This window comes from Stenotrophomonas sp. YJH_SMC_133 (assembly GCF_059370655.1).
In genome coordinates, this window is the sequence record NZ_JCAFTW010000009.1 from 112,786 (window position 1) to 136,855 (window position 24,070).

At 67.6% G+C, this 24,070-nt stretch carries 20 protein-coding genes; 3 read left to right on the forward strand and 17 right to left on the reverse strand.

Annotation, left to right across the window (positions count from 1 at the left end):
• Window positions 1–34: 34 nt before the first annotated feature.
• The 12 genes from AC5P78_RS14365 to AC5P78_RS14420 form a co-directional block, all read right to left on the reverse strand.
• Window positions 35–805 carry a LytR/AlgR family response regulator transcription factor gene (locus tag AC5P78_RS14365; RefSeq protein ID WP_005407897.1) on the reverse strand — a complete coding sequence of 257 codons (771 nt, stop codon included), beginning with the start codon at window positions 803–805 and terminating at the stop codon, window positions 35–37.
• A complete protein-coding gene (locus AC5P78_RS14370) occupies window positions 795–2,054 on the reverse strand; it encodes a sensor histidine kinase (RefSeq protein WP_005407896.1) in 1,260 nt (419 codons plus the stop codon). The genes AC5P78_RS14365 and AC5P78_RS14370 overlap by 11 nt, the downstream gene beginning before the upstream one ends.
• 212 nt (window positions 2,055–2,266) lie before the next feature.
• Complete coding sequence (locus AC5P78_RS14375; protein WP_043033935.1) at window positions 2,267–3,916, reverse strand: M28 family metallopeptidase; 1,650 nt, start codon at window positions 3,914–3,916, stop codon at window positions 2,267–2,269.
• A 347-nt stretch (window positions 3,917–4,263) separates the two neighbouring features.
• Window positions 4,264–5,910: a CsgG/HfaB family protein gene (locus AC5P78_RS14380; protein WP_043033936.1), complete on the reverse strand. Its 1,647-nt coding sequence runs from the start codon at window positions 5,908–5,910 to the stop codon at window positions 4,264–4,266.
• 16 nt (window positions 5,911–5,926) lie between these two features.
• Complete coding sequence (locus AC5P78_RS14385; protein ID WP_012479008.1) at window positions 5,927–6,604, reverse strand: hypothetical protein; 678 nt, start codon at window positions 6,602–6,604, stop codon at window positions 5,927–5,929.
• 97 nt (window positions 6,605–6,701) lie between these two features.
• Window positions 6,702–7,802 (reverse strand): hypothetical protein, encoded by a 1,101-nt coding sequence (locus AC5P78_RS14390; protein ID WP_005407892.1) that lies wholly within the window; start codon window positions 7,800–7,802, stop codon window positions 6,702–6,704.
• A complete protein-coding gene (locus AC5P78_RS14395; protein WP_033833696.1) occupies window positions 7,793–8,989 on the reverse strand; it encodes a hypothetical protein in 1,197 nt (398 codons plus the stop codon). The genes AC5P78_RS14390 and AC5P78_RS14395 overlap by 10 nt, the downstream gene beginning before the upstream one ends.
• 107 nt (window positions 8,990–9,096) lie before the next feature.
• Window positions 9,097–10,359 carry an RNA polymerase sigma factor gene (locus tag AC5P78_RS14400; RefSeq protein ID WP_099484182.1) on the reverse strand — a complete coding sequence of 421 codons (1,263 nt, stop codon included), beginning with the start codon at window positions 10,357–10,359 and terminating at the stop codon, window positions 9,097–9,099.
• Window positions 10,360–10,404: 45 nt separating this feature from the next.
• Window positions 10,405–10,761 carry a DUF1428 domain-containing protein gene (locus AC5P78_RS14405; protein ID WP_005407889.1) on the reverse strand — a complete coding sequence of 119 codons (357 nt, stop codon included), beginning with the start codon at window positions 10,759–10,761 and terminating at the stop codon, window positions 10,405–10,407.
• A gap of 24 nt (window positions 10,762–10,785) precedes the next feature.
• The gene (locus tag AC5P78_RS14410; RefSeq protein WP_005407888.1) at window positions 10,786–11,196 is read right to left on the reverse strand and encodes a VOC family protein; all 411 of its coding nucleotides are present in this window, start codon (window positions 11,194–11,196) and stop codon (window positions 10,786–10,788) included.
• Between the two features lie 34 nt (window positions 11,197–11,230).
• Window positions 11,231–11,653: a VOC family protein gene (locus AC5P78_RS14415; protein WP_065184047.1), complete on the reverse strand. Its 423-nt coding sequence runs from the start codon at window positions 11,651–11,653 to the stop codon at window positions 11,231–11,233.
• Window positions 11,654–11,721: 68 nt separating this feature from the next.
• A complete protein-coding gene (locus AC5P78_RS14420) occupies window positions 11,722–12,135 on the reverse strand; it encodes a YciI family protein (protein ID WP_065184048.1) in 414 nt (137 codons plus the stop codon).
• 741 nt (window positions 12,136–12,876) lie between these two features.
• Between AC5P78_RS14420 and AC5P78_RS14425 the strand changes: the two genes are divergently transcribed.
• The gene (locus AC5P78_RS14425; protein WP_414498655.1) at window positions 12,877–13,284 is read left to right on the forward strand and encodes a YciI family protein; all 408 of its coding nucleotides are present in this window, start codon (window positions 12,877–12,879) and stop codon (window positions 13,282–13,284) included.
• Here the strand turns inward: AC5P78_RS14425 and AC5P78_RS14430 are convergent.
• Window positions 13,262–15,343, reverse strand: coding sequence for an NHL repeat-containing protein (locus AC5P78_RS14430; protein ID WP_099497478.1), 2,082 nt, complete (start codon window positions 15,341–15,343; stop codon window positions 13,262–13,264). The two genes, AC5P78_RS14425 and AC5P78_RS14430, sit on opposite strands and share 23 nt — an antisense overlap.
• Before the next feature lie 165 nt (window positions 15,344–15,508).
• Here AC5P78_RS14430 and AC5P78_RS14435 point away from each other — a divergent pair, with 165 nt between their 5' ends.
• A complete protein-coding gene (locus AC5P78_RS14435) occupies window positions 15,509–17,029 on the forward strand; it encodes a tetratricopeptide repeat protein (protein WP_414498656.1) in 1,521 nt (506 codons plus the stop codon).
• A 48-nt stretch (window positions 17,030–17,077) separates the two neighbouring features.
• Here the strand turns inward: AC5P78_RS14435 and AC5P78_RS14440 are convergent, their stop codons facing one another.
• Both AC5P78_RS14440 and cycA read right to left on the reverse strand, forming a co-directional pair.
• The gene (locus AC5P78_RS14440) at window positions 17,078–17,854 is read right to left on the reverse strand and encodes a lytic transglycosylase domain-containing protein (RefSeq protein ID WP_005412099.1); all 777 of its coding nucleotides are present in this window, start codon (window positions 17,852–17,854) and stop codon (window positions 17,078–17,080) included.
• 235 nt (window positions 17,855–18,089) lie between these two features.
• Entirely contained in the window at window positions 18,090–19,463 is a 1,374-nt protein-coding gene (gene cycA, locus AC5P78_RS14445; RefSeq protein ID WP_164173150.1) for a D-serine/D-alanine/glycine transporter, read from the reverse strand.
• 230 nt (window positions 19,464–19,693) lie between these two features.
• Between cycA and AC5P78_RS14450 the strand changes: the two genes are divergently transcribed.
• A complete protein-coding gene (locus AC5P78_RS14450; protein ID WP_005412097.1) occupies window positions 19,694–21,310 on the forward strand; it encodes an EAL domain-containing protein in 1,617 nt (538 codons plus the stop codon).
• Window positions 21,311–21,615: 305 nt separating this feature from the next.
• Here the strand turns inward: AC5P78_RS14450 and AC5P78_RS14455 are convergent, their stop codons facing one another.
• Complete coding sequence (locus AC5P78_RS14455) at window positions 21,616–22,800, reverse strand: MFS transporter (protein ID WP_049459180.1); 1,185 nt, start codon at window positions 22,798–22,800, stop codon at window positions 21,616–21,618.
• Window positions 22,797–23,975, reverse strand: a complete 1,179-nt coding sequence (locus AC5P78_RS14460) for a serine hydrolase domain-containing protein (protein WP_414498447.1) — start codon at window positions 23,973–23,975, stop codon at window positions 22,797–22,799. Before AC5P78_RS14460 ends, AC5P78_RS14455 begins: the two co-directional genes overlap by 4 nt.
• Window positions 23,976–24,070: the final 95 nt, after the last annotated feature.

Consider the following 24,070-nt stretch of genomic DNA (forward strand, 5'->3'; position numbering starts at 1 on the left):
GCAATGCTCCTGGTAGCGGAAAGGTGCGGTGCGGCTACATGCCGCGGAACAGGCTCATGAATGGTTGGCTGACCACCAGTGTTTCCGTCCGGCCCCGCAGCCGCAGCACACCGCGCCCGGTATCGTCGCGGCTGACCGCCGCCACCGCCTTCATGTTGACAATGGTCGAGCGGTGGATCTGGCGGAAGTGCTGCGGGTCGAGTACTTCCAGCAGTTCGCGCAATGGTGTGCGCAACAGGCTCTCGCCGGCAGCGGTGACCACGGTGGTGTACTTGTTGTCGGCACGGAAGTAGGCGACATCTTCCAGCATGATCAGCTGCGTCTCGCGGCCGTTGCTGGCGGTGATCCAGGCCAGCGGCGGGCGCTCGGCAGCACCCTGCGATGGCCCCAGCCGCTGCAGCAGGCGTTCAAGCACGGCGTCATCCTGGCGCGTCGATGGCAGCCGCGACAGGATGCGCTCACGCGTCGCCAGCAGGCGTTCGTCACTGACCGGCTTCAGAAGGTAATCCATCGCGCCCTGCTCGAACGCGTCGATGGCGTACTGGTCATAGGCGGTGACGAACACCACCTGGGTGCGCGGGCTCAGCTCGGACAGCGAGCGCGCAACTTCGATGCCACTGATGCCGGGCATGCGGATGTCGAGGAACGCGATGTCCGGCTGCGTCTCGGCCAGTTGCTCCAGCGCACTGGCGCCGTCCTCGCACTCGGCCACCAGTTTCAGCTCCGGCCACAACCGGCGCAGCTGCTCCACCAGTGACTGCCGCAGCAGTTCCTCGTCTTCGGCAATGAGGGCTTCAAGCGGCATGGCTGCGCTCCTTGTGTGTCTGCGGCAAGGTCATGGTCGCGGCCACACCGCTGGGGAAGTTGGCAACGATCGCCACGCCGGCCTGCTCGCCACAGGTCAGGCGCAGGCGTTCGCGCAGGTTCTTCAGGCCGATGCCGGTGCCGCTGGTGCCCTGGCCGAAGCCGAGCCCGTCGTCGGCGACGGTCACGGTCACATGGTCATCGAAGCCACGCGCCAGGATCCAGATCGTGCCACCGCCGGGCTTGGGCTCCAGGCCATGCTTGATCGCGTTCTCCACCAGCGTCTGCAGTGCCATCGCCGGCAGGTGCACGCCATGCAGCTCATTCGGTACCTGCACTTCCACCGCCAACCGTGCGCCCATGCGGATGCGCAGGATCTCCAGGTAGGCGCGCGTGCGTTCCAGCTCCACCCCCAGCGTCGACACCGACTCGTCCACCTGCGGCAACGAGCTGCGCAGGTACTGGATAAGGTGGCCGAGCATCTGCTCGGCACGTGCCGGGTCGGTGCGGGTCAGCACCTGCGCGTTGGCCAGCGTGTTGTACAGGAAGTGCGGCTCCACCTGCGCATGCAGCAGGTTCAAGCGCGCGACCGACAGTTCCTTTTCCACCTGGGTCTGTTCGGCCGCGGCCTGCTCATCGCGGCGCTGGTCGGCCACGCGGCGGCTGATCGCGCGGGTGACCGCTTCGGCGTTCTCGAAGTTGCTGCCCTCATCCAGCGCCAGCAGATCGGCCCACCAGCCAGCATCCGGTTCGAACAGCAGAGTGACGGTACTGGTGCCCTGCCCCGGCGTGACCGTCGCCAGCACGCTGTTGCGCTTGATCGCCAGCCGCGCCGGCAGGTTCCAGCGCGACGGCTGGCGGCCATTCCAGAGGTCGACCCGGCGCACGTAGGCGCGCACCTGCAGGCTGCCGGCCGAGCTTTCCACATCTTCCACGCGCGGAAGTTCGGCAATTGCCGCTTCCACCACGGCATAGGCCTGGCCGGCATCCATCGGCAGTTCCACCTGGCGGCGCTGGCGCCCGGACAACGTGGTCGAATCCAATCGGCCGGCCACCAGCCAGACCCGGCGCACGTGGGTAATCGCGCTGCCCAGCGCGGAGATCATCAGGAACATCGCCAGCAGGCCGAACACCCAGCCCGGGCCATCGTTCATGCCGCTGAAGATGCCGCTCCAGACCATGCCGGCGACAACCAGCGCGGCGGCCCAGGCCAGCAGGTGGCGGATCAGGAGAGAGAGGCTGGCGAACACGGCGGCGCCTTGGAGGAAGGGGGTGAGCCGAGCATAGGGCGGCCCGCCGGGCAAACAAGCGGGCTGCGACGAAGGCGGGAAAAGCGGGGATGGAAGGCCATCTGGTAGTGCCGGCCGCTGGCCGGCTCCCCACTTTCTCCGCATGCATCACAGGGATGCCGGCCAGCGGCCGGCACTACCCGGGAGGCGCCGGGCGAACCCGGCGCATGCCCTTACTTGCGCTGGTCGGCGCTGGCATCACGCACGGCGCGGAACGATTCGTCCTTGCTCCAGTTCGGCCAGCTGCGCGTGTTGGCCAGCTGGTTGCCGAGCGTGTACAGCACTTCCAGGTCGCGGGCGGCACCGGCGAACACCCAGTCCGGCTGCCATTCGTCGCCCTGCTGGTGGTAGCGCTTGGCGGTGTAGTCCTCGGAGGCCTTCTTGCCTGCGGCCACCCCGCCGTCCACCCAGTCCTGGCCGGCCGACCACGACAGTGCCGGAACGCCACGCTTGGCGAATGGGAAGTGATCGGAGCGGAAGAACAGGCCGGCTTCCGGCTTCGGGTCCGGGGTGTAGCGGATATCCCAGCCCTTGGCCACGTCCTTCAGCTGGTCCAGCAGCTCGAAACGCGCGGCACCGTAGATGCCGAAGTCACGCGACGGCCCGAACGGCGCCATGCCGTCCATGTTGATCACCGCCACGGTCTTTTCCAGCGGATACAGCGGATGGGTGGCGTAGTACTCCGAACCCAGCAGGCCCTTTTCCTCGGCGGTGACCGCCAGGAACAGCACTGACCTCTCTGGACGCTTGGCCTTGGCGAAGCCACGGGCCAGTTCGATCAGCGAGGCGGTGCCACTGGCGTTGTCCAGTGCGCCATTGAAGATGCGGTCGCCACGTGCGTCGGGCTCGCCCACGCCGATGTGGTCCCAGTGCGCGCTGTAGACGATGGTCTCGTCCGGGTGGCGGCTGCCTTCCAGGCGTGCGGCCACGTTGTGCGAGGTGATCACTTCGGTCTTCACCGCATACTTCGCGTCCAGGCTGGCGCCGCTCAGCACCACCGGGGTGAAGTCGCGCTGCTGCGCCTTCTTCTTCAGCGCCTCGAAGTCCTGCCCGGCCGAGCGGAACAGCTCCACGGCCAGGTCGCGCTGGATCCAGCCTTCCAGCAGCGGGTGGCTGTCGGCCGGGTTGTCGCGCACCACGTCGAACATGGTGTTGGTGTTGGAGCCGGCCACGGTGGCCCAGCCATACGACGCCGGTGCGGTCTCGTGCACGATCAGCACGCCCAGCGCACCCTGGCGGGCGCCTTCTTCGTACTTGTAGGTCCAACGGCCGTAGTAGGTCATGCCCTTGCCGTCGAAGTCACCCTGGCCGGTCTCGAAGTCCGGGTCGTTGATCAGCACGACAGCGATCTTGCCCTTCAGGTCCACGCCCTTGAAGTCGTCCCAGTTGCGCTCCGGGGCCTTCACGCCGTAACCGAGGAACACCAGCGGGGCCTTGCTGATGTCGACGTTGCTGGCGCCGTTCATGGCGGCGCGCACGGCAATCTGCTTGCCCTGTTCCAGCGGCAGGGTCTTGCCGCCCTGGTGCAATGCCAACTGCGGCGCGCCGACGATGTCGCCCTTGCGCAGCGGCACGGCCTGGGTCCACAGGCGCTTGCCGTCCTTGAGGTCACCGCCCGGCTGCAGGCCAGCGTCGGCGAACTGCTTGCTGAGGAAGGCGATGGTCTTTTCTTCGCCGGCGGTGGCCGGGGAGCGGCCTTCGTAGGCGTCGGAGGCCAGTTCCTTGACGTCGGCGGAGATCCGCGCGCCATCGAATTTCGGGGTGGCCGCCATCAGTGCGCTCGACACCGACAGGGCCAGCAGGCCCAGTGCTACTCGTTTCATTGCTCTCTCCAGCAGGAAATCCTTCTGGAGTGTAATGGGATTCGGCAGGGCTGCGCCCTGCACCTGCCGAAACAACGGCAACAGCCGAAGCAACAGCAAAAGCTGGTTTCCTGAGGGTAGGCGGGGTGGGTCCGGTTGCGGGGGACGCTGCAAGTACATCCATGTAAGCTCGGTCGCCGCATCCATGCGGCTCACGCCCCCGCAACCGGACCCACCCCGCCTTCGACAGCTTCCCGCTGCTGTTGGTGGGTGTCGACCTTGGTCGACACGGACTGAAACAGGAAGGGGTCAGATCCCTTTCCCGGCGGGAAAGGGCTCTGACCCCATCGGTGTGTTGCTTGAGCCTGTTACCAGTTCGGGTCTTCGGCCGGCGCGGCAGCGGGCTTGGGCTTCGGCTTGGCGGCCGGGCGTGCGGCAGCTGCGGGAGCGGCCGAGGCAGTCGCGCCTGCGGCGGCGGCGGCCGGCTTGCTGCCCAGCTTCTGGCGCAGCTCGATCTGGCCCGGACGGAAACCGCCGCGCATCGCGTCGACGCCGTCTTCGATGGTGCCGTACGAGGTCTGTGCAGCGACGCGGTCGATGCGGATGGTGCAGCACGGGTGTTCGCTGCGGCCCAGCGAGCGGCCGGTCTGCGGGTCCTTCAGTTCTTCGCCCAGGCGCACGGCCTGCCAGCGCTGGCCGGCCTGCACGGTGTCACCGCCCTGGCTCAGCACCACCTGGTCACCGTCCACCGAGACCACCGACACCGGAAACAGCGTGGTGACGATGCTGGTGCCGATCTGGCCCGACAGCGATTCCATCATCGCCGCGGCCATGTTGCGGCCGTTGACCACGCGCGGCAGGGTGCTGGGGCCGGTCGAGGCCAGCTGGTGGTCGAAGCTGTCGGACATCACCACCTGGCCGGTGGTGGCGTTGATCAGGCGCAGGGTGATGCGGCCGCCACCGGAGTACGAGGTCACCTGGCGGTCGGACATGCGCAGGTTGCGCACGCTGCGCGGGTACTCGAAGCGTTCGATGGTCGGTATCAGGATCAGATCGGTCGCCAGTTGCTGGCCCACGCGCGCGGTGTCCTGCAGGCGCACGTTGCCGCTGTTGATGTGGTCGATCTCGGCCTGCAGTTCGTCGCCGAACTCGCGGTCCAGCACGATGAAGCGCTGGGTCTGGGTCAGCGTGTCGGACAGGCGCGCACGGATCGCGTCGGCCACTTCATCGGCATCCACGCGGCCATCGCCTACGGCGTAGCTGCCGGCCTTGGTGCGCGGCAGTGCAACCACGATCTTCGGCTTGCCCTGCTCGTCCGGCGCGCGGTACTGGGCGATCTGCGCGCGCACGCGCACCTTCCAGTAGCTGCGCATGCTGCGGTGGGTCACGTCGGAATCGAACGAGCTTGCACCACGCTTGGCATCGACGCTGACCTTCTCGTCGTAGCTTTCCCTGACACTGGCCGAGGCCGAACCGCTCTTGGCCGAGGCTTCGCCGGACGCAGTGGCCGACGCCGAGCCCTTGAAGCTCCAGCCTTCATCGCTGGCGCGCACGCGGGCGATGGTTTCCTCGTCCAGCTGCCGCACTTCATCCTGCGACAGGATTTCATAGCCCAGCACCGCGCCCTGCGAGCCGGCGATCATCTGCTGGGTGAACGCGTCGGCGCGGATATCGCCGACGTGTTCGCCATCCACATCCACATGCAGGCCTGCGCGTAGGCCCTGCATCTGGCTGGCCACGCGTACGCCGTTGACCTGCGCCACGGCCGACTGCAGTGCCGCCAGCACCGCCAGTTCCGGGGTGCTGCCGATGCCGTCGGCTTCGCGCGCGACCTGGGTGGTGCCGCCGAAATCCGGCGTACCACGCAGGGGCGCTGCTTCCACTGGCGCATTGCTGGCCAGTGCACTGGTTGCCTTGTCCTTGGCGGGCGCGGCGGCCGGGGTGTCCTGCTTGCCGCAGGCTGCAAGCAGCGCGGCGGCCAAGCCCAGGCCGATCAAACGGGTTGTCATACGCATGGAGATTCGCCTCGGATCAGATCGAGTCGAGCATCGAGTCGGCGTTGGACGGCACCTTCACCTTGCTCTTCCTGGCGAAGGTCACGGCCGACTTGGTCGAACCGTACAGGCCCTGGATGAAGCCCGGCGATTCCTTGGCCACCCATGCGCCCGCTGCCAGCTTGCGGCCAACGGTGGCCAGCTGGGTCGCGCCCAGGTTCTTCATGCCGGCGGTGAAGCTGCTGGCTTCGCCGCCCAGCTTCTGTGCTTCGGCTGCCGACGCCAGCAGCGAGACCAGGCCTTCGGCGTAGTGCTGCTTGGATTCAGCGTTCAGTTCCGGCTGAGCGGCCTGGCGCTCGTTGATCGCGGCCTGCGCAGCTTCGCTGACCGACACCGACTTCTTCATCGCATCGACGCTAACCGAACCCGACGACAGCGCCTGGCGCTCGGCTTCCAGCAGCTGCACCTGCTCGGCCAGGCCGAAGGCACGGGCGAACGAGGTCTGGGCCTGCAGCGAGTGCGACTGCGAGCTGACGAAACGACGCACCAGCGCTTCCTGCGCGGCTTCATCCGGAGCGGCGGCGCTGGAGGCGCTGCTGCTGGAGGTGCCGGTGGCGGCACCGGCCAGGTCCTTCAGCTTGCCCAGGCCCGCGTGGGCCGGCATCGACAGGGTGGCGGCAGCGATGGCCACGACAAGAGCGGTATTGCGGATCATATGAGTGTCCTTTGGGAGAGACGGCCGCGGAGCGGCACGTGGGAATCGGTAACCCCAGCGCGATGCCAAGCGAGCTCGGCACCCACCGGGTGGCGGATCAGCGGACTGCCTTGACGTTCAGTTCGTTGATCATCTGCTGGGCGGCCTTCTCGGCAGCCAGCTGCAGGGCATTGGTACGGGCCACGGTTTCATTCGGGCCGGTGCCGGAGAACTGCACCGGGCCCACCGACGACACGGTGCGCGGGAAACGGCCGGTCACGTCCAGCACCTTGCCGGTGACCGTGACGAACACGCGGGTGTTGCCGCTGGCCGGATCGCGGTCGCGCATGCCGACGTCGAGGGTACCGACGGCGATGTAGGGGATGTTGGCCGCACGGATGCCGTTGGCGGTATCGCGCAGGGTGGCGGCAGACAGGTCGTTGCCGGTGCTGAAGTCCTTGCGGATGCGCTCGATGCTCAGCAGGCCGCGCGATTCGCCTTCCACGTACTCGGCTTCAACCACTTCGTAGCCGGCGGCGCTGAAGGCACCGGTCATCGCGGTGTTCACTTCAGCGGCGTTGGCCACCTTCCAGCTGATGTTGTCGCTGCGCTGGGTGGTACTGCCACCGCTGGTGACCGACACCGAACCGTTCTGGTTGATGCTGCCGTTGGTGCTGACCGAGTTGCCGCGGAAGCTGTCGCCTTCACGGGTGTTCTCGCTGTAGCTGCTGCTGGCGTCGACGCGGCGGTATTCCTTGTCCTGGAACGACTGCACGGTGTCCTGCGAGCGTGCCATGAACAGGAAGGTCAGCAGCGAACGCTGCGCGGCGGTGGCACCGGCCACGGCCGAACCTGCGTCCAGCTTGGTCTGCAGCAGCGTGGTGTTGATCTCGGCGCGGACAGTGACGGTGTAGGTCTTGGCCTTCTTGTCTTCGGTGTCCGACAGCGGCACGGCACTGAGCACATAACGGTCGATCTCGCCGATGAACTCGGCGCGGCGGGCTTCGAACAGGCGCAGCTTGGCCGCACCGGTTTCAGCGATGTACGCCTCCAGTGCATTGACCTTGGCCTTGTTCAGGGCCTGGGCGCGGGTGTCGGCGCTCAGGCGCAGGCCGTAGCTGGCCGAACCGGTACCGCGCGAACTCGCGGTCTGCGCGGCGACCGGCGAGGCCACCACCAGCGCGATGAGGATGAGCAGGATGGTACGCATCAACGACATGACTTGATCAACTCCTGGAGGGCTTGGGTCTGCTGCTGCAACGGGCGGCCGCCCGGCTTCTGTTCGTCCAGCCATGCGCGCGAATCGGCACGCTTGGCGGCGGCGCCGGCGAAGGCATCGAAGCCGGCCAGCAGGGTTTCGTAGCTGGCCGACCACTGGTCGACCTGCCACTGCGTGACCGGCACCACCTTGGTGGCGCCCTTGCGCAGCGGCTGTTCGAAATAGACCTTGCCGGAGAAGGGCTCGGTCACTTTGGCGGTGAAGAACGCGCCGAACAGCATCGTCTTCATCGCCGGGGTTTCATTGATGACGCCGTTCTTCAGCGCATCGACCTGCACAGTGATGACGTAGTCCGGCTCGGGGATCTTCAGCTGGTAGACCTTGCCGTCGGCAAAGCGGGCGGCCATCGCACCACCGATCGCCTGGCCCGAGGCCGGCGGCAGCAGGCCGACGCCGGTATTGGACGACAGCGTCTTGGACAGTTCATGGGCCAGCGTGGCGCGCAGCGGGGTTTCCCACTTCGGGTCGGGCAGCTTGGCGCGGACCGCGTCGGACAGGGTTACGCCACCGACCTGCAGGCGACGCACGGCGGCATCGGGCAGCTTGGCCTGGGCGAGACTGGCGGCCAGCACCTGCGACAGGCTGGTATCGGCGCTGCCGTACAGCAGATCGGCGACGATCGCGTCGATATCGTCGTTGTCCGGCCGGTAATCCTGCACGTCGATGCGCTGCAGGGTCAGCGGATAGGACGCGATCACCTGGCGCTCGCGGAAATCGAAGAACAGTGCCTGCAGGGCCACTTCCACCAGCACTTTGTACTGGTTGCCGATCGGCTCGACCGAGACCAGTTCGCGGTCCAGTGCGGCGGCCAGCACCGTCGCGCTGGTGGTGCCGTCGAGCATCGCCACCGGCTGGTCGATCAGCTCCAGGTTCGCCGGCGGCCGGCGCTTGAGCGCCTGCGCCAGGGTCTGGTTCAGCGGGATCAGGCCGCGCTTTTCCAGCACGGCATGCGCATGCGGCGTGGTCGCCTGCACGGCAGCGGCATCCGCGGTATAGGCAAAACCGGCCCAGTAGGCCTGCTGCGATTTGTCAGCCGCCTGCGCGGCCATCGGCCACACGGCCAGGCACAGGGCACAGGCAAGCAGGCGCGCAAAAGCGCGCGATGCGCTCTTCGTCCTTGAATACATCCAACCGCTCCTCGGTCAATACGCACGGAATGCGGACGCTGATGCGTCCGCTGGGCGCGAAACATAGCCGCTCAGGCGCCTGCCGACAAGTGCTGCGTTCGTCGCAGTCACTCCTGGGGCGGCAGTCCGGCCCGTTGGCGCAGCAGGCCCCGCTCCGCCTGGTTCTGGCTGAGTCTGGCGGCTTCGGCAAAAGCCTGACGCGCGTCGAGGTCGCGCCCCAGCGCCTGTAGTATCTCCGCGCGGACTACCTCCAGAGGGGCATAGTCGCGCAGGCGTGCATCCACCAGCAACGGCTGCAGCTGCGCCCACGCAGCGAACGCGCCCTCGCTGCGCAGCACCGCCACGACCCGATTCAAAGCGACAACCGGCGAAGGCATCACCCGCAGCAACCGGGTATAGAGCGAAGCGATACGTGGCCAGTCGGTGGCTTCAGCCCGACGCGCAGCCGCATGGCAGGCGGCGATGCGCGCCTGCAGTACATAGGGATCATCAGCACCACCGGCGGCCAGCGCGCGGGCCAGCACCTGCTGCCCGCGTTCGATCTGCAGCCAGTCCCAGCGCGCGCGGTTCTGCTGGTCCAGCAGCACCGGCGCGCCCTGCGCGTCGGTCCGTGCCGCAGCACGCGATGCCTGCAGTTCCATCAGTGCCAGCAGGCCCAGCACCGGCGGCACCGGCAGCCGGTGCGCCAGGATGCGTGCGAGCCGCAGTGCCTCCTCGCACAGCGCCGGACGCATCCAGTCATCGCCGGCGCTGGCCGCGTAACCTTCATTGAAGACCAGGTAGATCGCCTCCAGCACCGAAGCCAGTCGCTCGGGCATCGCGTCCGCGCGCGGCACCTCATAGGGCACCTGCTTCTGCGCCAAGGTGCGCTTGGCGCGCACGATGCGCTGGGCGATGGTCGGCTCGGGCTGCAGGAACGCACGTGCGATCTCGACGGTGGTCAGGCCACCGAGCAGGCGCAGGGTCAGTGCCACCCGCGCATCGGCCGGCAGCACCGGATGGCAGGCCACGAACATCAACCGCAGCAGATCGTCACCCAGGTCATCCTCCAGCGCCTGGCTGTCATCCGGTGCCGGCAGCGCCGCTGGGTGCAGTTCCTCGCCCCACTGCGCATGCTGCTGCGCCACCCGCTGGTGTTGGCGCAGCACATCGATGGCACGGTTGCGCGCAGTGGTCATCAGCCAGGCTCCGGGGTTGTCCGGGATGCCCTGTTCCGGCCAGCGCTCCAGCGCGGCCAGCCAGGTGTCCTGGGCCAGCTCCTCGGCACGGCCGACATCGCCCCCGAGCAGCCGCGCCAGGCGCGCGATCAACACCGGCGACTCCATCCGCCAGAGGGTTTCCAGACGCTGCGTCAGTGCGGGATCGGGCATGCGCCGATCACAGCACGCACGCCCGGCCCGCACAAGCGCCGCAGCTCACGCTTCAACAATCGGCTTGAAGCCACCCCAGAACATGCGCCTGGTATCGAACGGCATGTCCTTCGGGCCCAGCGACGCCAGCCGCGGGTCGGCCATTACCCTGGCGTTGATGCGGTCGCGCGCCGCGCGCGAACGGAACACCACGAAGGCGACGATCACCGTTTCGCCGGGCTTTGCCTTGACCGCACGCGGGAACGAGGTGCTCTTGCCCGGTTCCACATCGTCAGCCACGCATTCCATGTACTGCAGCGCGCCATGGTCCTTCCACACCGCACCGGCCTTGCGGGCAAGGCGGCGGTAGGCCGCCACCTTGTCCTGTGGGCACGGCAGCACGTAAGCATCCACGTAAGCCATGAGGGTTCTCCCTTGCGGCGGCCGTCAGCCCGGCTCGCCGTCCATGTGTGCGATTTCCCAGAGATGGCCATCCAGGTCCTGGAAGCCGCGCTGGTACATGAAGCCGTAGTCGCGCGCCGGCTGCGGTTCGCTGGCACCTGCAGCCAGTGCCTTGTCCACCAACTCGTCAACTGCCTTGCGACTGGGGGCCGAGAGCGCATTGATCACTTCCGTGTGAGTGTGTGCATCGGCAATCGGCTTGTTGGTGAACTGCTGGAAGAAAGGTTGGGTCAGCAGCATCACGTAGATGCTCTCGCTGATGACCATGCCAGCCGCATCGTCATTGGTGTAGGTGGGATTGAAGCTGTAGCCCAACGCGGTGAAGAACGCCTTCGACTTCCCCAGGTCCTGCACGGGCAGGTTGACGAAGATCATCTGCGGTTGTGGTGCGCTCATCGGTGAAGCTCCTTGTGGATGACAAAAAGGGGGATCAGGGCTGCTTCATGCAGTTGACCATCCACGGCTTGCCGTAGCGGTCGATCAGCATGCCCCAGCGGTGGGCCCAGAACGTTTCGGCAATCGGCATCTGCACCTGGCCACCCTCGGCCAGTGCAGCGAACACGCGTTCGGCTTCTTCGATGCTGTCGACGTCGACATTGATGGTGGTCGAGCCACCCTCGCCGCCGCCGGGACCGTCGGCCGCCATCACGATGGCGCTGCCGATCTCCAGCTGGCTGTGCGCGACGTGGTCCAGGGTTTCCAGCGGCATCTCGTTGCAGCCCGGTGAGCCATCGGAGGGCGGCATGTCGCGGTATTTCATTTCCGAAGTGACCTGGCCACCGAGTGCCTTGGCGTAGAACGCCATCGCCTCATGGGCCTGGCCGCTGAAGCCGAGGAAGGGAATCAGTTTCATGGCAATACTCCGTTGTGCGGTTCTAGGGCAGTAGTGCCGGGTCGTGCCCGGCAGGGAGATGAATCGGGTCAACCTTCCAGCTGTGCACGCAGACGCTGTTCCTGCTGCTGTAAGTCGGGGGTGAAGGCTTCACCGAAGTCTTCGGCTGAAATCAGCGGACGCAGCTCCAGCGTGCCGCCACTGTTGAACGGCGCACGGCTGGCCCATTCAACGGCCTCGTCCAGCGAGCGCACGTCCCACAGCCAGAAGCCGGCGATCTGGTCGCCGGCGGGGCCGAACGGACCGGCCTCGACCCTGGGTGCGCCGCTGCCGAAGTGAATGCGGCGACCGCGCTGGGTGGCGTGCAGGCCTTCACCGGCCAGCATGATGCCGGCGGCCACCAGTTGTTCGTTGAAGGCGCCCATTTCGGACAGTTCCTGTTCGCTGGGCATGCGGCCGGCTTCGGAGTCGGCGTTGGCCTTCACGATCACCATCACTTTCATTGCGGTCTCCCGTGGGGACGCGCGGTGCGTGCCCTTCACTGGGTACAACGAACCAAGGGGCTGGGAATCGACACGTCTGTTGGAAATTTTTTCTTCCGCGGAAAGCGCGCCTTCGGCGAGGGTCGGCGAACGGCGGAGCCCCTCCGTGGTGGGGTTGGGTTGGTCGCTGAAAGCTCGGGTTCATGGGTTTGGCCGGGTGGGGAGGCAGGGCAGGGGACGCTGCAAGTACGTCCATGTAAGCTCGGTCGCCGCATCCATGCGGCTCACGCCCCTGCCCTGCCTCCCCACCCGGCCTTGGACAGTTTCCTGCCTCCGGCACGCACCACGGGAAGATCAAGAAAAAAGGCAAAAGCAAAAGCAAAAACAAAAACAACGGCGATTGGCTGGCGGCCTCGGCCTCGGCTTTGCGAGCGAAGCGACCCGCTTTTGCTCTTGTTTGTGATTTTCCGTGGTGGATCAGCTGCAGAGATCTGTCCAAGGCCGGGTGGGTAGGCGGGGCGGGGGTGTCCGCGGCATGGATGCCGCGGCCAAGCCCCCATGGACGGGTTTACGGCGTCCCCCGACCCGCCTACCCACCCGGCCAACCGCCAGAAACCCAGCTTTCAGCGACCAACCCAACCCCACCACGGAGGGGCTCCGCCGTTCGCCGATCCCCGCCGAAGGCGCCGCCTCCCGCGCTGCAACATGCCCACGCGCAATCCTGCGCGATCATGGACACTCCGCCCCCGCCAGGACCGTGCCATGCAGCAGTACCTGCTTCTGATCTACATCGAGCCTGCCCTGCTGCAGGCCCTGTCCACCGAAGAATTCAACGCGCTGATGCGCGACTGCCTGGCCCACGCCGACAAGCTGCAGGCCGAGGGCACGCTGCTGGCCGCGCAGAAACTGCAGCCGGTCGACACCGCGCAGACCCTGCGCGTGCGTGATGGCCACAGCCGTGTATTGGATGGCCCGTTCGCCGAAACCCGCGAACTGCTGGCCGGCTTCAACCTGATCGTCGCCCGCGACCGCGACGAAGCCATGCGCATCGCCCGCGACTTCCCATGGGCGCGCTTTGGCAGCATCGAAGTGCGGCCGCTGGAAGACATGGACGCCGAACGCGAGCGCTGCGGCGCCCCGGCTGCGGCTATGGCAGCAGCCGTACCCTGATCTCGCGCGGGCCGACGCCTTCGTTGCCGCTGTAATCGCGCACGCTGGCGCGCACGATGTACTCGCCCGGCGGCAGCGCCGCCGGTTGCCAGCGCCCGGTTTCCATCAGGCCATCACGCACGGTGTTGGTGGCCAGGTAACGGAACCGGGTCACCGCACTGCCATGCACCGTGATACCGCTGTCCGGTGCGTAGGCCACGCGCACCGCTTCCTTCTGCGGCGGCATGCGGTTGAACACGATGTTCCAGCGCGGCTGTTCGTAGCCCTGCAACGCCCGGCCACTGGCATCGAGGATCTGGTAGCCCACCTGGTACATGCCCAGACGGCGGCGCGGCAGGTTGTTGTCGACCTGGTCCCAGGCCTCGATCACGATCTGCACGCCGCGGCCCTGGCGCGCCACCATCACCACGCCATCGCTGCCGGCGGCCATCGGCTGGTCGTTGTCATCCAGCAGCGCCACATCGGTGATGCGCGGTGCGAAGTGGTCGGCGTAGTTGTGGAAGCCCAGCGCCACGGCATTGGTCTCGAAACCACCGGTACCCACGGCCAGGTGCACGTGCGCCTGGTTGTTGATGCTGCCCAGGCGGTCGCCGACGTGGATGCGCATGCCGCGGCGCACGCGCATCCGCTCCAGCTTGCCCTGCTCGTCATACAACGCCTGCCAGCGCGCATCGTAGGGCTCATCGCGCGGGGTGCGGCCGACCCGCATGTGGATGTACTTGAGGCGGTCCACCGCCAGGCCCTCGGCCTGCTCACCCAGGTTCCAGGCGGCCACCGGGCTGCTGATCTTGCCCTCGGCAATCGCCAGTACGGTCTGGCCCACATCACCGCGCACGTCGAAACCGCCATGCAGGTGGTGGCGGCTCTCGCCAGTGAAGTTGCCGCGCACCTCACCCAACGTACCGACCACTTCATGCCAACCGTCCTGCGGTGCCAGCGGCCAGCGACCGCCCGTCTCCGGCAACGCCGCATCGGCAGCCGGGCCGACCAGTGCCGGTGCCGGTAGTTCGCCCACCGGCAGCGGGCGCAGGCGATGCAGACGGTAGCTGGCGGCGTCGGCCACCAGCACGCTGCCATCGGCATCCATCGCCAGCCCGCTGGGGCGGGCCAGGCGCGGCAGGCGACCATTGCCAACCAGCGCGATCTGGTGACCCTGCGGCGTCACCTGCACGATGCGGCCATCAAGATCGCCCACGTACAGCACGCCATCGTGGGTGGTGGCCAGCGACAGCGGCCCATTGATCACGCCACCGGCGGCGACCACGGTGCTGACCGTGCCGTCGGCGCCTACGCGGCGCACCGCGTTGTTGAACAGGTCGGCCACCAGCAGCGCGCCCTGCGCATCGAAGGCCAGCGCCACCGGCGTATCGAAGCGCGCAGTGGCGCCGGTGCCATCGGCCAGGCCGGGCCGATCGCCGCCGGCCAGGGTGCGCACGTTGCCATCAGTACCGATCACCCGGATGCGGTCATTGAAGGTATCGGCCACGTAGACCTGGCCCTGCGCATCCACTGCGATGCCCATCGGCGCATCGAAGCGTGCCTGCGCGGCAGGGCCATCGGCGTGGCCCTGTTCACCACCGGCCAGCGTGGTCACCTGGCCATCGATGCCGATGCGGCGGATGGCATGGTTACCGGTGTCGGCCACATACAGGTTGCCCTGCGCGTCGGCGGCAATGCCCGAAGGCGTATTGAAACTGGCCTGCAGTGCCGGGCCATCAACGCGTCCCTCGCCCTGCCCGGCCACCGTTTCAACGCGGCCATCGGGCAAGCGGCGGCGGATCCGGTTGTTGTCACCGGCATCGGTGAAATAGACGCTGCCATCGGCACTGCGCAGCAACGCGTACGGATCGGCGAAACGTGCCTGCGCGGACGCGCCATCGCGGTCACCCGGGTGGCCATCGCCGGCCAGCGGTTCGATCTGCGCGGTCCACGCCAGCGGCGTTGGAACCGGACCCGCCGGTTCAGCCAGCGTATGCAGCGGTGTCTCCCACCAGGTTGCGGCCAATGCCACTACCGTCGCCAATGCTACGCCTGCCGCCATCCATTGCCACCGTGCCATCGTGCTGCGCTGCCTGCCTGCTGTCTGAAGAGGCACCGACAATAGTCGCTGAACGCACGATCCGCCATGGCCAATCGTGCGGTCAAACGCCAGAGTTCCATCCATCGCGCTTGTTCTCGCTGGCTGCAGCGGGTTCAATGCGGTTCCCACGGATGGAAATCCTCCATGCCCCGCATCCTCCCCGTCGCCGCCCTGCTGATTGCCGCATTGGCCAGCACATCCGCCACTGCTTCGATCACGGTGGTACCGCAGAAGCCGTCCGTCACCGCCGATGCGATGCACCAGGCCTATGCCACGCGATGGGATGAAGCCATCCAGCAGTCGCGCAGTGGCAACACGCTGGGTGCGCTGATCGCGATGGAACGGCTGATGGAAGATCCGATGCTGGATGACTTCGATGCCGAACACCGCGGCCGCGCCGCGCAGGTGGCCGGCTGGACCGCAATGGTGCAGAAGAAGCCGGAGCAGGCCCGACGCTACCTGCAGCGCGCGCAGGAAGCACTGCCGGAGGATGCGCAGGTCCTGCTCACCCTGATGTCGGTTGAACTGTCCGAGGACCAGCCTGCAGCGGCAACCCGTCATCTGGTGCAGGCACTGAAACACGCCGAAGCGCCGCTGCCGCTCGAACACCAGACGATCGGCTACCTGCAGTACCGCCTGCGCGATCAGCCGCGGCAGCGCATGGACCTGCTGCAGGCGCTGTTCGACAACGGCTGGAAGAGCGGTGGCCTGGAACCGACCGGACTGTGGCTGGCGCTGGCAACGCTGCAGGCCGAGAACGGCCGCGGCGACGCGATTCCGGCCACGCTGGCCCGCATCGACAGTCCGGCCGAGATCATCCAGCTGCGCAGCGACAAGCGCTTCGACCGCTATGTCGACCGCGCCGATCCGCGCTTCGACCCGGTACAGGTCGCGCAGAAGCACCTGGACGACCTGCGGGTGTCCGGCCTGCTTGATCGCAAGCTGGACGCGCGCATGGCCCAATTCAGCGTCACGCTGCTGATGCTGGACCGTAATGAGGAAGTGCTGGCACTGACCGACGGCATGGCCCGGGCGGCCGCCGACGGCGAATCGCCGTCGGCGGAGGAAGCCGAATGGGTGGCGTGGCTGCTCAACAGCCGGTTCACCGCATTGCGCCGGCTGGGCCGCACCGACGATGCCCTGGCGGCGGCGCAACAGGCGGCCCGCATCGGCGCGCTCGGCCCGGATGACATCGAGCACAGGTTGAATGTCGGCTTCGTGTTCACCTCGCTCGGCCGCATGCAGGATGCAGCGCAGGCCGTGAAAGATCTCCCCGACCTCGGTGGCTACGGCAAAGCCGCACAAGCCTTGGTGCAGCTCGCTGCCGCCCGCGAACGCGGCGATGCCCAGGCAATGGAAGCCGCCCGCTCGGTGATCCTTGCCCAGCGCGACGACGCACGCCTGTTCCATCGCGAGATGCTGCTGGACGAAGGCAACCTGGACGGCGCAGCCGCAGTGCTGATCGAACAGCTGCGCTCCCCCACCGACCGTGGCGAGACGCTGGCCTCCCTGCAGGACATGCGCACCTACCCCTCGCTGCCCGGTGACGTGAAGATCGATGCGGCCTGGCGTGCGCTGAAGCAGCGCGCCGACGTGCAGGCCGAGGTGGCACGCGTCGGCCGCATTGAGCGCTACGACCTGGTCAGCGCTTCCACTTCGCGCTGAGCCGATTTTCTGTGGCGCCGAGCGTGGGCTCGGCACTACACCTTCCGCCTAGCGGGCTGGCACCTCGGTACGGATGCCCATCGCTTCGCGGTAGCGTGCATACAGGGCCATCACCTTGTCCACATAGGCCAGGGTTTCGGCGTAGGGCGGCACGCCCTTGTAGCGGGTGACTGCACCGATGCCCGCGTTGTAGGCGGCCGCCGCCAACGGGCGATCGCCGTTGTAGCGGCGCAGCAGCGCGCGCATGTAGCGCGCGCCGCCCTCGATCGACTGCTGCGGCGAGAACGGATCGCGCACGCCATATTCCTGTGCGGTCTCCGGCATCAACTGCATCACGCCCTGTGCGCCCTTGGTCGAGACCGCCAGCGCATCGAAGTTGCTTTCGGCATGGGCAATCGCGCGCAGCCATGCGTCATCGACACCGGTGGCCTTGGCCGCGGCCTTGAACTGCTTGGCGTGCTGCGCCAACTGCGGCTTGCCGACCTTGCCCAGGCCTTCGTGGGCAGGTTCGCCCGGCGGCGTGGCCACTGTGAACTTCAGGAACACCCGCGAGCCGGGCAGGTTGCGGGTGGAGTAGACCAGCGCGCCATCCTGCTCGCGCTCGTACAGCACGCCGCTGAACACGCCCATGTTGCCCCACAGGTTCGGGGTCTGGATGGCGTTGTCGTCGATTTCCTTCGCGGTGCAGCGTGAACCGGGTTCCGGCGCGGTGGCCAGGCTGACGGTGTTGCCCTGCACGCAGCGATAAACGGTGCGCGCGGCGGCCAGCCCGGGCCACAGGCTGGGCAGCAGCAACAGCGCAAGCAGGAGAGGGTGACGGGACATGGCGGCCGGATCATCCGGCCGCGCCCGCTAATGTTGGGTGAATGGGGGCCGGCAGGGCTGCGCCCTGCACCCGCGCGGGCACCGGCGCCGGCGCCGGCGCCGGCGGCGGTAGAGTCGACTGTCAGTCGACTATCGCGCAGCGCGGGGTTTTCCGGAAGCCCACGGGAGAGCAGTCGACTAACAGTCGACTCTACCGACGTTCCCGATTTCGGCCTTGCCGCCCCCGCATCCCCGGTCATTTCGCGGTCCTCCGACGCACCCAATACCCCACGCCCAGCAGCACGAACCACGCCGGGCTGGCGATCAACGCCTGGCGGGTGTCGGCCTGCAGGCTCAGCAGCACCAGCACGGCGGCGAAGAACACCAGGCAGGCCCAGCACATGGCAACACCGCCGGGCATCTTGAAGATCGAGGCAGCGTGGCGCTCCGGGTAGCGACGGCGATAGGCCATGTAGGCCACCAGAATCAGCGACCAGACGAAGATGAACAGCACCGTGGCCAGCGTCGTCACCAGGGTGAAGGCGGTCACCAGGTTCGGAATCAGGTAGATCAGCAGCGTCCCACCGAGCAGGCACAGGCACGAGAACAGCAGGCCGCGGGCGGGCACGGCGGCGCGTGACAACTTCGACAACCCGCGTGGGGCGTGACCCTCTTCGGCCAGGCCGTACAGCATGCGGCTGGTGGAGAAGATGCCGCTGTTGGCCGAGGACGTGGCCGAGGTCAGCACCACGAAATTGATCAGGCTGGCGGCGGCAGGGATGCCGGCGAGCACGAACAGCTGCACGAACGGGCTCTTGTCCGGCACCACCTGGCGCCACGGGGTGACGGCCATGATCGCGATCAGCGCCAGCACGTAGAAGATGATGATGCGTACCGGGATCGAGTTGATCGCCTTGGGCAGGTTGCGCTCGGGGTCGGCGGTTTCGGCGGCGGTGGTGCCGACCAGCTCGATGCCGACAAAGGCGAACACCGCAATCTGGAAGCCGGCGAAGAAACCGACCAGGCCCATCGGGAACATGCCGCCGTCGTTCCACAGGTTCGACAGCGACGCCGTGTGGCCGCTGGGCGAGGTGAAGCCCCACGCCACCAGGCCGGCGCCGGTGATGATCAGCGCGCAGATCGCCACGATCTTGATCAGCGCGAACCAGAATTCCATTTCGCCGAACAGCTTCACCGTCACCAGGTTCAGCGACAGCAGCAGCATCACGCACGCCAGCGCCGGCTTCCAGGCGTCAAGCCCGGGGAACCAGAACTGCGCGTAGGCGGCAATGGCGATCACATCGGCGATGGCGGTGACGATCCAGCAGAACCAGTACGTCCATCCACAGAAGAAGCCGGCCCAGGGGCCGAGCAGGTCGGTGGAGAAATCGATGAAGGATTTGTACTGCAGGTTGGAAAGCAGCAGCTCGCCCATCGCGCGCATCACGAAGAACAGCATCGCGCCGATGATCAGGTAGACGAAGACGATGGACGGGCCAGCCAGGCTGATGGTCTTGCCTGAGCCCATGAACAGGCCGGTGCCGATGGCACCACCGATGGCGATCAGTTGCAGGTGGCGGTTGGACAGGCTGCGGCGCAGGTGCTCGGGGGGCGTTGCGGGCTCGGTCATGGGCGCGGGCAAAAGGGCGGGCGAAGCGTTCGACGGTAGTCCTCCACAGGCCGGAGCGCCAGCGTCGGATGGGCCAATCCCGTCAAACTTGGCCGCTTTCATCACAATGTGACCGAATACCGGATTCATCCCATTCCGCCCGGCCCGGCGCCATGCTCAGATAGCCGCACCTGCCCAAGGATCGGCCCGACCATGCGCCCTGCCCCGCCCGCCCCGCTGGAGCCCCGGCCATGAGCCGGCTGCGCGTGATCATCGGCGGCACCGCACTGGCGCTGCTGGCCGCAGCCGTGCCGATCGCGGTGATGGCCTATGCCACCTGGGACCGTGCGGTCAGTGTCGAGCAGCAGCGCCTGCGCGACATCGCCGGCCGCACTCTGCGCCGCGCCGACCAGTCTTACCTGGAAGCGTTGGCCGCGTTGAAGTCCGCCGAGGCCGGCGCCTACGATCCGTGCGGGCCGGACCACATCCGGCGCATGCAGACGCTGGTGATGACCTCGCCGTCGGTCGACCAGATGGGCTACTTCGAGGGTGGCAAGCTGCGCTGCACGTCGTGGGGCCCGTTCCTGTCCGACGTCAACCAGCCCAGGTCCGACCACGTCACCAGTGATGGCGCCGGCATCGCCGTGGATGTGCGCCCCGAGGCAAGCGGACGGCGCCAGGTCCTGTCGATCCTGTATGGCAACTACGACGTGCTGGTCGATCCGCGCCGCTTCGTCGATGTCATCGCCGACCCGAACGTGCGCCTTGCCCTGGCCAGTCCGGACGGCCGCCTCCTGGCCAGGCAGGACGGCATGGATCCGGCATTGCTGGAGACCCTGCTGCGCGCGCCCGGTGAGGGTCTGGACCACAACACCCTGTACGCCACCGCGCGCAACGAAGAGTGGCTGGCGATCGCAACCACGCCGCGTACCGCGCTTGCCGCGACCTTCCGCCAGCAGGCCTGGCTGTTCGTGCCGATCGGCGTTCTGCTGGCCGCCATCGGTGCCGGCCTGGTGATCTGGCTGTCGCGTCGCCGCCTGTCCCTGCGCGGCGAGCTGGCCACGGCGATCCGCCGCCGCGAGCTGTACCTGCACTATCAACCCATCATCGAACTGGATACCGGCATCTGCGTCGGCGCCGAGGCGCTGGTGCGCTGGCAGCGCCCGGATGGCACCCAGGTACGGCCGGACCTGTTCATTCCGCTGGCCGAAGAGGCCGGCATGATCGCCGCAGTCACCGATCTGGTGATCGAGAACGTGGTGCGCGACATGCGCGAACTGCTGGTGGCCGACCGCAGCGCGCACATTGCGATCAACCTGGCCGCCGAAGACATCAGCAGCGGCCGTGCGCTGAAGATGATCTCCAAGCACATGGCCGGCAGCGGCATCCTGCCGCAACAGATCTGGATGGAAGCCACCGAGCGCGGCTTCCTCGATCTGGACCGCGCCCGCACGATGCTGGCACAGGCACGTCGGGCCGGGCACAGCGTGGCCATTGATGATTTCGGCGTCGGCTTCTCCAGCCTGCAGTACCTGGAGCAGCTGCCGCTTGACGCGCTGAAGATCGACAAGTCGTTCATCGATGCGATCGGCACCGAGAGCGCGACCAGCCCGGTGACGCCGCACATCATCGACATGGCCAAGGAGCTGGGCCTGTGGGTGGTGGCCGAGGGCGTGGAAACCGAGGCACAGCTGGCGTACCTGCATACCCGGAAGGTCGAGTTCGCGCAGGGCTGGCTGTTCTCGCGGCCGCTGCCACGGGATGAGTTCGTGGCGTTCCATCACAAGCGGCAGCAGCGCTATGGCGCGGCGCGGGAGCACATGCAGAATCCGCGCAGCGTGCCGATCGAGCGTGAGGGGGTGGAGTAGGACGGCGAACGGCGGAGCCCCTCGTGGCGGGTCGCGTATTGGCTGGCCGGGACGGTCGGGTTCGCGGGGGACGCCGTAAACCCGTCCATGGGGGCTTGGCCGCGGCATCCATGCCGCGGACACCCCCGCGAACCCGACCGCCCCGGCCTCTGACAGGTTCCGGCGGCGTCTCGCCACGGAATCAACAGAAGAAGGCAAAGGCGAACGCGGGTCGCTGCGCTCGGTGGATCCACGCCATGCGTGGATGGCGGGGACCACGGTAGTGCCGGCCGCTGGCCGGCACCTCCGTAACGTTTGCTCTGGGCCTACGCCCAGGCCTTCGGCCGTGCCAGCAGCCACGCCACGCTCACCGCCAGCAGCAGCAACGGCAGCCATCCCAACTGGTTCGGGCCGCCCGCCTGCAGCAGCACACCCCCTGCAACGCCTCCGGCGGCGATGGCGAGGTTCCAGCCGGTCACCAGCATCGACTGCGCCAGATCCGCGGCGGCACCCGCACGCCGTGCCAATGCGGTCTGGAACAACGTAGGCACCGCACCGAAGGCCACGCCCCACAGGATCGTCGCCAGCAGCAGCGCGGTCGCGTCGCCCGGCCACAGCAGCAGCGCCAGCACCGGCACGATGAAGCCGATCACCGCCGCCCACACCAGCGTGCGCAGATGACGGTCCACGCCCCAGCCGGCAATGCCGATGCCGGCGATGGCGGCCACGCCAAAGGCCAGCAGCAGACGGTCCAGCCACGGGCCGGCGCCGGCCTCCACCGCCAGCGGTTCGATGTAGGTGTAGAGCACGTTGTGCGCCAGCACGTACAGCACCATCACCAGCAGTGCACTGCGCACGCCCGGCATGCGCCACACCGTGCCCAGCGGTATGCGCCGGCCGGCACCGGCGGCGGGCAAGGCCGGCAGTGCCCAACGTGCATACGCCAGCAGCCCCACGCCCAGCACGCTCATCAGCGCGAACGCCCAACGCCAGCCGATCTGCTGGCCCAGCAAGGTGCCCGCCGGTACGCCCAGTGACAGCGCCAACGGCGATCCAACCATCGCCACCGCGATTGCCCGGCCCTGCAGCGACGGCACCACCATGCGCGCGGCGTAACCGGCCACCAGCGACCACAGCAGGCCACCACTCACGCCGGCCAGGAAACGCGCGGCCAGGATCAGCGGATAGCTGCTGCTCAGTGCGGTCAGCGTGTTGACCAGCACGAAGCCGGCAATCGCAGCGAGCAGCAAGGGGCGTCGCGGCAGGCGCTGGGTCAGTGCGGTCATCGGCAAGGCGGCCATCACCGAGCCCAGTGCGTACACGCTGACCAGCTGGCCGACCGCCGCATCACTCACGCCGAGGCTGTCGCCCATCGGCCGCAGTACACCGGCCGGCAGGGTCTCGGTCAGCAGAGTGATGAAGCCGCCACCGGCCAACGCCAGCAGGCCGGCCCATGGCAGGCGCGTGGCTTCACCGGCGGGGCTGGCTGCATCGATGGCATGGCCGCTCATCGCACGGTCCCCACATCGGCATACACCGCATCGCGCAGTTGATCGACGAAGGCACCGTCCATGCCTTCGTAAAGGGTGTTGGTCAGCGCCACCACGCTCAGCCCGCGCACAGGATCGACAAACCAGCTGTGCCCGTAGGCACCGCCCCAGCGCCATGTACCTGCGTTCTGCGGCGTACCGCTTGCGGCCGCATCGCGCAGCACCGCAAAGCCCAGGCCGAAGCCCCAGCCGGCCGGTTCCGGCGGTCCCTGCTCGCCGACCTGCGGGCTGGCCATCTCCGCTGCCAGTGCGGACGGCAGGAGGCCTGAACGCTGCACATCACGCAAGGCTTCCAGCACCGCCATCACGTCATCGGCGGTACCGACCAGGCCGGCCCCGGCCGAGGGGAAACGGCTGGCATCGGTGGCGCGCGCGAGGCTGTATTCGATGCCGACCGTACCCTCGAACGGAGCGACCACCTCGCCTTCCTGCAGGCGATGCGGCTGCGGCGCGTCGCTTACATAGGGCGTGGCCAAGCGTGCCGCGTTGCGCGCAGCAAAGGCGGTGTCGCGCAGGCCCAGCGGTGCGGCCAGCAAGCGCTCGTACAGTGCCTGCAGCGTTTCACCCGTCGCTGCTTCGGCAACGGCACCGGCAACGTCCACGCCCAACGAGTAGAGCCATTGGCTGCCCGGCGCGAACAGCAGTGGCGCCTGCGCGATGCGGCGCACGTTGTCGGCCAGGGAGAGCGCGTTCGCGTCCAAGCCATCGCTGACCCCAGCGCGCGCATACGGGCCGTCGGCATCGGCTTCGAGGAAGCGATAGCCCAACCCGCTACTATGGCTGAGCAGTTGGCGCAGGCTGATCGGCGGCGTGCTGCCGTCGGCCAGTGCCGGGCGGAAGTCCGGCAGCCAGCGCTGCACCGGCATATCGAGGTCGAGCACGCCCTCTGCTACCAGGCGCAGGATCACCGTGGTCAGCAGCGGCTTGCTCACAGATGCCAGCCGGAACAACTGGTCGCGCTGCATCGGCGTTGCCGACTCGCGATCGGCCAGCCCGGTGGCGCTGGCGTGGCGCTGCACACCGTGCTCGCACACCAGCACCACCGCACCGACCAGGCGCTGCGGGTGCACCTGCTGCAGCAGCCGCTGCACCGATGGCAGCGTCGGCGTGGGTTCAAAGGAAGGAGCGGCATTCATCGCGGGAATCCGTGGGGAGAGGCCCGCCACGTTAGGCAGCACGGCGCAGCGCAAAAAGCCGGTTGCCGCTCCGGGCATCATGGACCGTGCAGTCC